The sequence below is a fragment of the Streptomyces chiangmaiensis genome (assembly GCF_036281785.1).
Lineage (GTDB): Bacteria > Actinomycetota > Actinomycetes > Streptomycetales > Streptomycetaceae > Streptomyces > Streptomyces chiangmaiensis.
This window is the reverse complement of record NZ_JAYWVC010000279.1, coordinates 1-8,742: the sequence shown is the minus strand read 5'-3', so window position 1 is coordinate 8,742 and position 8,742 is coordinate 1. Positions and strand designations below refer to the sequence as shown.

10 protein-coding genes and 4 pseudogenes are annotated in these 8,742 nt (G+C 69.1%); 8 read left to right on the top strand and 6 right to left on the bottom strand.

Features of this window, described 5'->3' with window-relative positions; all coding sequences use genetic code 11:
- Nucleotides 1-720: transposase (locus VXC91_RS39775; protein ID WP_456243098.1), on the bottom strand; the 720-nt coding region annotated here is incomplete at its 3' end.
- 43 nt (nt 721-763) lie between these two features.
- Between VXC91_RS39775 and VXC91_RS39770 the strand changes: the two are divergent.
- Together VXC91_RS39770 and VXC91_RS39765 are read left to right on the top strand one after the other, a co-directional pair.
- Nucleotides 764-1,057, top strand: a pseudogene (locus VXC91_RS39770) (transposase); the annotation flags it as partial.
- A 138-nt stretch (nt 1,058-1,195) separates the two neighbouring features.
- A complete protein-coding gene (locus VXC91_RS39765) occupies nt 1,196-1,330 on the top strand; it encodes a hypothetical protein (protein WP_329512230.1) in 135 nt (44 codons plus the stop codon).
- Nucleotides 1,331-1,485: 155 nt separating this feature from the next.
- Here VXC91_RS39765 and VXC91_RS39760 read toward each other — a convergent pair whose 3' ends face one another.
- Complete coding sequence (locus tag VXC91_RS39760) at nt 1,486-1,734, bottom strand: hypothetical protein (protein ID WP_329512229.1); 249 nt, start codon at nt 1,732-1,734, stop codon at nt 1,486-1,488.
- A 202-nt stretch (nt 1,735-1,936) separates the two neighbouring features.
- Here VXC91_RS39760 and VXC91_RS39755 point away from each other — a divergent pair, with 202 nt between their 5' ends.
- The 3 genes and pseudogenes from VXC91_RS39755 (at nt 1,937) to VXC91_RS39745 (ending at nt 3,398) form a co-directional block, all read left to right on the top strand.
- Nucleotides 1,937-2,830, top strand: coding sequence for an IS110 family RNA-guided transposase (locus VXC91_RS39755; protein WP_329512228.1), 894 nt, complete (start codon nt 1,937-1,939; stop codon nt 2,828-2,830).
- A 13-nt stretch (nt 2,831-2,843) separates the two neighbouring features.
- A pseudogene (locus tag VXC91_RS39750) lies at nt 2,844-2,897 on the top strand (type II toxin-antitoxin system RelE/ParE family toxin); the annotation flags it as partial.
- Between the two features lie 158 nt (nt 2,898-3,055).
- Nucleotides 3,056-3,398 (top strand): annotated as a pseudogene (locus tag VXC91_RS39745) (helix-turn-helix domain-containing protein).
- 408 nt (nt 3,399-3,806) lie between these two features.
- On the opposite strand, the gene VXC91_RS39740 reads toward VXC91_RS39745, so the two are convergent.
- The gene (locus VXC91_RS39740) at nt 3,807-4,502 is read right to left on the bottom strand and encodes a hypothetical protein (protein WP_329512227.1); all 696 of its coding nucleotides are present in this window, start codon (nt 4,500-4,502) and stop codon (nt 3,807-3,809) included.
- Between the two features lie 420 nt (nt 4,503-4,922).
- Here VXC91_RS39740 and VXC91_RS39735 point away from each other — a divergent pair, with 420 nt between their 5' ends.
- The gene (locus VXC91_RS39735) at nt 4,923-6,218 is read left to right on the top strand and encodes an outer membrane protein assembly factor BamB family protein (RefSeq protein WP_329512226.1); all 1,296 of its coding nucleotides are present in this window, start codon (nt 4,923-4,925) and stop codon (nt 6,216-6,218) included.
- 278 nt (nt 6,219-6,496) lie between these two features.
- Here VXC91_RS39735 and VXC91_RS47290 read toward each other — a convergent pair whose 3' ends face one another.
- Entirely contained in the window at nt 6,497-6,862 is a 366-nt protein-coding gene (locus VXC91_RS47290) for a catalase-related domain-containing protein (protein ID WP_408057594.1), read from the bottom strand.
- Here VXC91_RS47290 and VXC91_RS39725 point away from each other — a divergent pair.
- Nucleotides 6,751-7,176 (top strand): annotated as a pseudogene (locus VXC91_RS39725) (transposase); the annotation flags it as partial. The gene VXC91_RS47290 and the pseudogene VXC91_RS39725 overlap by 112 nt on opposite strands.
- Before the next feature lie 360 nt (nt 7,177-7,536).
- Here the strand turns inward: VXC91_RS39725 and VXC91_RS39720 are convergent.
- Together VXC91_RS39720 and VXC91_RS39715 are read right to left on the bottom strand one after the other, a co-directional pair.
- Nucleotides 7,537-7,941 carry a PIN domain nuclease gene (locus VXC91_RS39720; RefSeq protein WP_329512225.1) on the bottom strand — a complete coding sequence of 135 codons (405 nt, stop codon included), beginning with the start codon at nt 7,939-7,941 and terminating at the stop codon, nt 7,537-7,539.
- Nucleotides 7,938-8,198 carry a type II toxin-antitoxin system VapB family antitoxin gene (locus VXC91_RS39715; RefSeq protein ID WP_329512224.1) on the bottom strand — a complete coding sequence of 87 codons (261 nt, stop codon included), beginning with the start codon at nt 8,196-8,198 and terminating at the stop codon, nt 7,938-7,940. The genes VXC91_RS39720 and VXC91_RS39715 overlap by 4 nt, the downstream gene beginning before the upstream one ends.
- A 159-nt stretch (nt 8,199-8,357) precedes the next feature.
- Here VXC91_RS39715 and VXC91_RS39710 point away from each other — a divergent pair, with 159 nt between their 5' ends.
- On the top strand, nt 8,358-8,699 hold the full coding sequence (locus VXC91_RS39710; protein ID WP_329512223.1) for an integrase: 342 nt from the start codon (nt 8,358-8,360) through the stop codon (nt 8,697-8,699).
- The last annotated feature ends 43 nt before the right edge of the window (nt 8,700-8,742 follow it).

Below are 8,742 nucleotides of genomic sequence, written 5' to 3'. Positions count from 1 at the left end.
GCGCAGCGCACCGCGGCCCTGGATGTACAGGGCCTGGTAGATGGCCTCGTGGGAGATCCGCATCGTCCCATCCTCGGGGAAGTCGACCGGCAGCCGGTTGGCGATCTGCTCCGGGCTCCACGCTCGCGCCCAGCGCCGGTCCTGGCGCCGCCCGTGACGACGGCCGATCCAGCGCACGTCAGGCCCTTGCACTGCGCTCCCGTCCGGTCCGGCGACCTTGCCGGCGAGCCGCTGTTGCACATACTCCCGCAGCCTGTCGTTCTTCACGAGCTTGCAGTCCTTGGGCCGGCGGGCCTGCCGGTCGGCGTGCCACTGCGCGACCGAGGCCCGGTAGTCCAGGCGCCCGCCGCGGGTGGCCGCGTTACGCCGCAGCTCACGCGAGATCGTCGAGGGCGAGCGCCCCAGTCGGCGGGCGATCTCCCGCACCCCGCACTTCTTGGCCCGCAGCAGCGCGATGTCCTCGCGCTCGGCGAAGGACAGGTAGCGGCCTGACGGTTCCTCAAGGCTGATCGGTGGCATGCCGCCACCTTCACGGAACCAGCGGGGCCCCAGCGGCATCGACACCCCGGCCGCGACGGCAGCCTCCTCGCTGGACAGTCCCTTCGCGATCAGCCGCCAGAACTTCTGTCGCTCCGCCCGCCGGTTCACCAGTGGCCGCCCCGGCGACCGCAACGGCGGTCGACCCGCCCGAAGCGCTGCACGTGCCCTTCCCTGAGCCACAACACCCTCCTCGATCGGGGTGTTGCGACGACCAATTGAATCCGCCCAGTACACGTCGAAGGAATTCGCCGACCTGTGCAAGGAGTTGGGCGTCACCCAGTCCATGGGGGCCGTCGGCACCAGCGCGGACAACGCCGCCTGCGAGAGCTTCCACGCATCGCTGAAGCGCGAAACGCTGCAAGGCTCCCGCCGCTTCGACGGCGCCCGCGCCTGCCGGCTGTCCGTGTTCCGCTGGCTCACGCGCTACAACACCCGTCGGCGCCACAAGAAGAACGGACAGCTGAGCCCCGTCGCCTACGAAGCGCAGCACTCAGCTATGCTCACACTTGCCGCATAAACATACGAACCGGTGTCCACTTCTCGGGGGGAACCCCCAGGCATCGGCCTCTTGGGCGGCAGCCGGGTAGGAAGGCCCCTACGCGAACAGCAGGTACACGGCTGCATTCAGCTGTTTCAGGCCGGTGGTGGGCGAGGCATGGGGTTCAGCCTGACGGTGCGTACGCAACGGGCCGGCTGGCCGTTCACCGCGCCCGGGGGTACGGTGAACGGCCTGCCGCACGGCGCCCAGTACCGCATCACCACCACCAGCCAATCGATGTGCTGGACGTAGATGTTCGCGGCAAAGAGCCCTTCGGCGATCCCGCCAGGCCATGCACGGTCGACACCTCCCGGCCGCTGTGGTCGGGGAGCGGGCGGGTGCGAACTGATAAACCAAGTTCACCGTGGTGAACTTGAGAACGCCCGCCGGCTCCTTCGCGCGCACCCTCACGGGATGTCTCCGCACCAGTCGAACAGACGACCATCCGCCCGCCTGGGCGCATACAAGGCCCGACCACCCGGACCGTACCGACCTATCTCCGTGCGCAAGGCGACACCTCCAGCCCGATCATGCGCCGACCAGTCCGTGACATCCAAGAGCAGACCATCCAGCGGGCCCGCCACCAACTCCGTGTACACGCGCCCGCGCTGCGGCCCGGCGTCCTCGTGATCAGCCCCGTAGACCCGACCCCGCATGAACTCCACCTCATCGGCCCAGCCACTGACTGACGCCCTGCTGGGTTGTCTTCCCGCTGTTCTGTCCGGTCGCCGGGACCTGTTCTCATGGCTCCGGCCGGGCGGAACATGACCTGATAGGAGCTTGGTCCAGAAGCCCCTTCAATGTCCTGTCTGCGCCACCCGGCCGGTGCCCACCTCCGGCAAGGAAGGCACCATCAGCATGACATCAGCGGCGGCACCAACAGCGGACCAGGACGTGTTCGGCGGGGTCGACTCCCACGCCGACACCCTCCACGTCGCGGTCATCAGCGACAACGGCGGCCATCTTGCGGACGCCGAGTTCACCACCACCGTTGCCGGTTACGCCGCGGCCCTGGCCTTCCTGACCGCCCACGGCCACGTAATCGCGATCGGCGTGGAAGGCACGTCCTCCTACGGAGCCGGTTTCACCCGCGCCGCCCGCGAGACGGGGCTTCATGTCGTGGAGGTCAACCGGCCCGACCGGGCCGAACGCCGCCGCATCGGCAAGTCCGACCCCATCGACGCCTACGCCGCAGCCCGCGCCGCCCTGTCCGGACGGGCCTCCAGCGCCCCCAAGGACGACACCGTCGCGGGCATACGCGCCCTGCACAACGCCGCCCGCTCCGCAGTCAAGGCCCGCACCGCCGCCCTGAACCAGATCGGCCATCTCCTCATCACCGCTCCCGAGGCGATCCGCGCCAAGTACGGCCGCCTCAAGAGCGCGGACCGCACCGACGCCCCGGCCCGGCTGCGGCCCTCCGGCGACGCCGTCCACACCGCCGTCCTGACCGCGCTCAAAAGCCTCGCCCGACGCGTCAAGGAGCTGACCGCCGAGCACGAGGCGCTGACGCGGGCCCTGGACCACGAGGTCACCGTCCACAACCCCGGCCTGCGGGCCGTCTACGGAGTCGGTCCCGACACCGCGGCCCAGCTGCTGATCACCGCGGGCGGCAACCCCGAACGCATGCGGACCGAGGCGTCCTTCGCCGCCCTCTGCGGTGCTGCACCGGTCCCCGCCTCCAGCGGCCGGACCAACCGCCACCGCCTCTCACGCAGCGGCGACCGGCAAGCCAACGCGGCCCTACCTCGGTGACGGAGTCCGGGAGCTGCGCCCGACCCTCGACGGTGCTGCTATACGCATCACGTACTGGCTCACCCCGAACCGCACTGCGGTCCTGCTGACCGTCTTCCGCAAGACAAGAATGCGGGAGGATGCCGAGGTCAGGCGCGCCAAACTCGCACAAAAGGTCTGCGAGGCCGAACACGGCCCGGCCCACGAGGAATTCATCCGCACCATCGACGAAGGAGAGGTGGAGCAATGAGCCACAGCCGCTGGAAGACCCTGCGCGAGCGGAAGCTCGCCGAAGGCTTCACCGAGCCGGAAGACGTGGCCGAGGCCCGTCGCGAGATCCGGCTGTCCATGGCCCTGGCGAAAAGCCGTGTATGACCGGCGTACCGAGCTCGGGCTCACCCAGACCGAACTGGCCGACCGCGCGGGCCTCACCCAGGCGAAGATCTCCCGGATCGAAGGCTCCGACACCGTCCCTACGCTGCCGCTCCTGACCAAGCTGGCCAAGGCTTTGGACGCGGCCCCGAACATCGCCCTCGACAATGACGACACCCAGGTGACCTTCACCGCGCACCGCACCGACGCAGCCTGAGCCTCCTGGGCACCTTCCCACTCCCCTCGCTTTCCCGGCGGCGCCACTGCGGGGCGCAAGGTCGTGCGGCCAGGCGCGGGCCAGACCCGCCCCCGTCAGCATCCCGGTCACCGTGCTGGCCCCGGTCTGCGCGACCAACCCGGTCACCATCGCGGTGAAGGTCTCGAAGCTCGGCGCGGTGAACACATGCAGCGTCTCCAACACGGCCAGCAAGGACCGCCGGTACGGCGGACTCGGAAGCATCGGCGGATCCCCTCCCCGGCATGGTCGCCACACCGCTGATGCTGCCGCCGTTCGGCCTGCGGACAGCCCGAACCAGCCAGCCCGTCACCCGCCGGGGTGATCGTCTGCCGGCTCGCGCGCCCCACACGGTTACTGGCGCGCCCGGAACAGCCGACGCCGCCGCGGCTACTCGGGGAAGGCGAGGGTGTAGTGGAAGCCGTCGTCGCCGACGGCGTGTCGCAAGGTCCGCATGATCGCCTCGGGATCGTCGTAGGGGCCGTTGACGTAGAACGGCTTGCCATCACGACCGAAGCGGATCGGGCTGGGACCGGCTGGCTCACCGAGCACAACGGCGGCGGCATCGAAGTCCGCCTCGGGAGCGAACCCGAGCTCGCGGGCGTAGTCGGCGGCGCCGAACACCAGGGCGCGGGCAAGCGCGGCGGGAACCTGCACATGCCCCTCGAAGGCGCTGAAGTAGGCGTGCCGGTGCGCAGCCAGCTGACTCGGGGTCATCGGCTCCGGAGGCAGCGCGTTCTTCACCCCCAGGCACCACACATCCAGCAGGAACCCGGCAACCTGGGCCTTCGCGGAGCGCGCGCTGTCCGCGGCGACGAGCACGGCGACAAGGCCGCGTACCTCCTCGGCGTCGGAAGCCCCCGGATCCAGGCTTGTCCACTGCGGCGTACCCTCGAGATCCACACTACGGCTCCAGCCGGCGTTCACCCAGCAACGCGGCTCGCCACGGCCCGACACCGAGACCTGCACAGCGCCGTTGAGCACCCCGACGACATCCCTGACGCCCACCCCCAGTGTTCTGGCGATCGCCTTCGCTGACCGACCCTGCTGGTCCAGTTGCCGTACCTGTTCTACAAGCTCATCCACAGCCTCACCCTAGGGCCGCCGCCAAGACCACAGGACCCAAACACCAGCAGCTACAACCGCCAGAGTGACCCTGCCCTGCGAAAACAGCGAAACTCGAGACCCAAGGGCGTGTACGGAACATCTTTCAGACACACCCACCGAGGTCCTCCTCGGAGGCCCCAGGTGAGCAGGTGCCGGGGTGCTGGAGCGATACCAGCGACGCAAGGCCCGTCTGACCAGGCAAGTCAAGGCTGTGGTCAAGGAGTTGGCGGGCCCGGCCGGGGCCCGTTCGCGGTCTTGACGATCACTCGCTTCCCTCGCGGCCACGAGGTCATCACGAAGGAGGCGGAAGAGTGGTGAGCAGGTTTACGGGCGTCCTACCGTGAAGGCGGATCCGGGGGGCGCGCAATGTGGCATCGGTGGTGGCGAGGACTACTGGCCGTGGTGGTGGGGCTGCTGGTGGCGGGCTGTTTCGCCCCGCAGCCGCCGAGGTTCGACGATGGGGAGTCGGTGCCCGAGGAGGCCTCGCGTGTTCCGCTGCCGGTGCGGCCGGGCCCCGATGGCACCTGGGCGCTGAACGCACCCGCGGCGAGACTGCTCGGTCAGGGCCGCACGCTGGTCCGCCTGAATGATGACACAGAGAAGGGGGGTTGGCGGCTGGCATTGCCGGCCGAGTTCACGTTGACCTCGCACCAGCCCGGCGCGGCGCACTCCGCGCTCGGCGGTGGTCGCCAGGTGGTGCTGGTCGGCGGCAGGGAAGGCCGCCGGGGGCCGAGTGCGATCGCCGGGCTCGACCCGGAGCAAGGGCTCTTGATCTGGCGGCATGCCTTGCCGCCCGGCAGCCAGGTTTTCCTGTTGGAAAGCAGTTCCGTGGTGCTGACGGCGGTCTGCCGCCCCGGGTCCTGCCGCCTGACCGGCTGGGACGCCTTGTCGGGTGGGCTGCAATGGACGCACGCGGTGTCCGGGGCGGTACGGGTCGTCTGCCAGGCCGACGTGCCCGCCACCGCCGACGCCCGCAGCGGGGACAACTGTGCGGCCTATCTGGCCACCCCCGACCGTGTCGGCACCGTCGACCCGGACGACGGCGGGCTGCACTGGCAGGCGGGACTGCGGCCGCCCGACGGCACCGTCGACCGAATCATCAGGGACAACGACCGGGTCATCATGGCCACCGCACCGGCCAAGGGCAGCTGCCGCGCCACCGTCCTCGCCGGCGGGGTGATATCCGGTGACGGGGACCGCGGCTGGCGGTACCGCTTCGTCTGGGACCAGCCTCAAGCCCCGCGCGACGCACACACCGGATGCCGCTGGGACCGCACACTTCCGCTGACCGTCGGCTTCCACATGGTACTGCCGGACGTCAAAGGCGCCCTGGTCGTCGATCCCTACTTCGGCACCTTGCGCCCCTCCCGGCGGCTGGCCCCGGGCGAGTACCTGGTCACCGACGGCACCAGGAACGAGATCATCCGTGCGCCCGGCCGCACGGACCGGCTCCTGGACGCAGGCGCCGACCAGCTGGTCCGCCCCCACGGGCTGAGCCCCGCGGCGCGGTCCGTCACCGGCAACTTCTGGCAAGACGGTCGCCGCCTGCTCCTGCTGGACCACCGGGGCAATACCCTCTGGAGGGGCACATCGGACTGCCAGGCGTTCCGGCACGCCGACCAAAGCTTCGGCGGCCCGCTCACCTACTGCGACGGCAACGCCCTGGTGACCCTGCGTCCCGTACACAAAGACTGACAGCCAGGTACGACCAGGCGGCAGGCACCGCCTGGTGGCGTACCGGCCGTGGGCAGGGCCGCTCCGGCCGGATGGCCTGTCGCACATCCGCCCCACGGACGCGGGTGACGGGTGCGAAGCAGGCGGGACCCATCCACCGTGCTCACAGGCCAAAAACGAATCAGCCCCGGGCTTGCGAGCAGCCCCATCTTCAGGAATGACAATTACTCTCAGGCGGCAGGAGTACAACTGGCCCCGGAAGCATGACAGTTCCACGAACCGCCCCTACCGATCAAGGATCAAGTTAGCCACTGCCCGGCTTCGTATCGCCCACGCTTGAGGCCTTGGGCGATACGCCTTCCGAGGTCGGAGTCTGCTTTCGCCCAGTAATCGCTGATCGCCCGTTCCTGGATGAACCGTTCCACCCCCTGGCCCAGGTGCGCCACGATGTTGTCGACCAGATGGTCCCGATCAGTGTGCGTCATCACCTCCCGGTAGAGCGTGCCGGGCTGGATGAAGTCGTCGTCTTCCGGGTGCGCTTCAAAGGCGTAGCGGGTCCTACCCGCGTGTCCGTGTCGAGGGCGAGGGTCGCGGGGTGGTCTCGCAGTCCGGTGCCGTGCTGCTGGTCGAGACCGTCCGTAAGGTGGGGCTGGACGCGGCGATATCTGCGGCTCTGGTGCCGTGGCGCAAGGCGCGCGCGATCCATGATCCCGGCAAGGTCCTGCTGGATGTCGCGCACGCGGTGGCCCTGGGCGGGAACTGCCTGGCCAATGTCGCGATGCTGCGGGCCGAGTCCGCCGTGTTCGGGCCGGTGGCCTCGGACCCGACCGTCTCCCGCTTGCTCGACACCCTCGCTGCGGCCGGGCCTCGTGCGCTGGCGGCGATCCGCTGGCCACGGTCCGAAGTCCGTGGGCACGTATGGCAGTTCGCCGGGCAGGCGGCCCCGGATGCGGGCGGCGACGTGCTCGTGGAGCGGGACCGGTGTTGGGTTCAGGCAGGAGGCTGTCTCCCTTTATCGGTGCTGTACGGGTGCACCTTGTGGGACGGTCGCTCTGGTCGTCTGGAGCCGGGCGGGTAGGGGCCCAACGGCGGTACGGGCACTGCGGGTTGACCCGTAGCGCTCCAAAATGGCTTCACAGCCTTTGACCTGCCGGTTCTTCAACCCGCAGTGTCAGCGAAGATCGAGGTGTCGTGCCCTGGTAGAGCCGCTGTAGGTCGATGAGTTGGATGGTGTGATCCTTGGACGCCCGTGTACGTAGCTCGTCGGCGAAGCCGGCTCTGCTGAAGCACAGAAGCCGGATGTCTTGGGTGTGGGTGGCGCCGGGGGCGTCGGCGGTCCTTATAGGCCGGGGAGGATCTTGGTGGGTTGGCCGGTGTGCTTGGCGATCGTTTCGAAGTCGGCGTCGCGGTGCAGCAGGATCAGGTTCGACAGTTCGGCCGTGGCTGCGACCAGTAGGTCGACGGTGCCGGGGCCGCGGTGCTCGCCGTGGTTGGTGAGCAGCTGCTGGACCTCGCGGGCGCGCTGGTAGATGCCATCGGGGATCGGCACCCACGTGTACGCGGCGGCGAGCAGGGTGAGGATGGCGGAGCGGTCGGCCGCGGTGCGGGCGGAGTAGCAGAACTCCAACTCGGTGATGTCGCAGACGCCGACCAGGCCGGCATCAATGGCCTGGTTAAAGCCGTACTCGTCCTGGATATCTGGGATCAGGCGCGCCAGGGCGGAGGTATCGGCGAGGTAGTTCACGCCGCGTCCCGCCCCGCTCGGTCGCGGTGCTTATCGCCAGGCTTGGGCCGGTAGTTTTTCTTGTCCAGCAGCAGGTCGAGGTCCACCGCGCCGTCGGCAGCCAGTCGGGCGAGCTCCGTGCGGGCCTTGGCCCGGTTGATGCGCGTGGCCGCTTCGGACAGGGCGCGGTTGACGGTGTCCTTCTTGGTCTTGGTGCCGAATGCCTGCTGAGCAGCGGCGAGGGCCTCTTCGTCGATGTCGATGAGCATCTTGGTCATGGCAACCCCATTCATCTATACGCAACTCTATCACGTATATATCGCGGGTGTGCCCGGGCAACCCGCGCACCCAACCGCCTCGTTCTCGTAGCACTTCAAGGCTGTCACCGCGGTTGACCTGTGACGCGCCCGGAGGGCTGTCCGGCATGATCGGTGCTCGTGCTCGTACGGATGGTCTACCTGTTCGCCACGCGGGTCTTCGCCTGGCTGGTGCTGCTGTGCCGATCGTCTGCGGCCAAGGATGCCGAGATACTGATCCTGCGGCACGAGCTCGCGGTGCTGCGCCGACAGGTCCGGGTCCCGAGGCCTGCCTGGCCGGACCGGGCGCTGCTGGCCACACTGGCCCGGCTGCTGCCCCGCCCGCTTAGCGGACACCGAATCGTCTCTCCACGCACGCTGCTCGCCTGGCACCAGCGCCTGGTGAAGCAGAAGCGGGCCCAGCCGCCCACCCCGGGGCGCCCGCCGATCTCTGACGAGCTGCTTGAATCCTCCCCCAGCTGAAGCAGGGGGATTCCTGGCTCACGTTGACTACGGGTCAGCGACC

Coding starts and splice junctions, on each gene's coding strand:
- VXC91_RS39765 (WP_329512230.1), top strand. CDS start 1,196: ATGGGGTTCAGCCTGACGGTGCGTACGCAACGGGCCGGCTGGCCGTTC.
- VXC91_RS39760 (WP_329512229.1), bottom strand. CDS start 1,734: ATGCGGGGTCGGGTCTACGGGGCTGATCACGAGGACGCCGGGCCGCAG.
- VXC91_RS39755 (WP_329512228.1), top strand. CDS start 1,937: ATGACATCAGCGGCGGCACCAACAGCGGACCAGGACGTGTTCGGCGGG.
- VXC91_RS39715 (WP_329512224.1), bottom strand. CDS start 8,198: ATGACCAAGATGCTCATCGACATCGACGAAGAGGCCCTCGCCGCTGCT.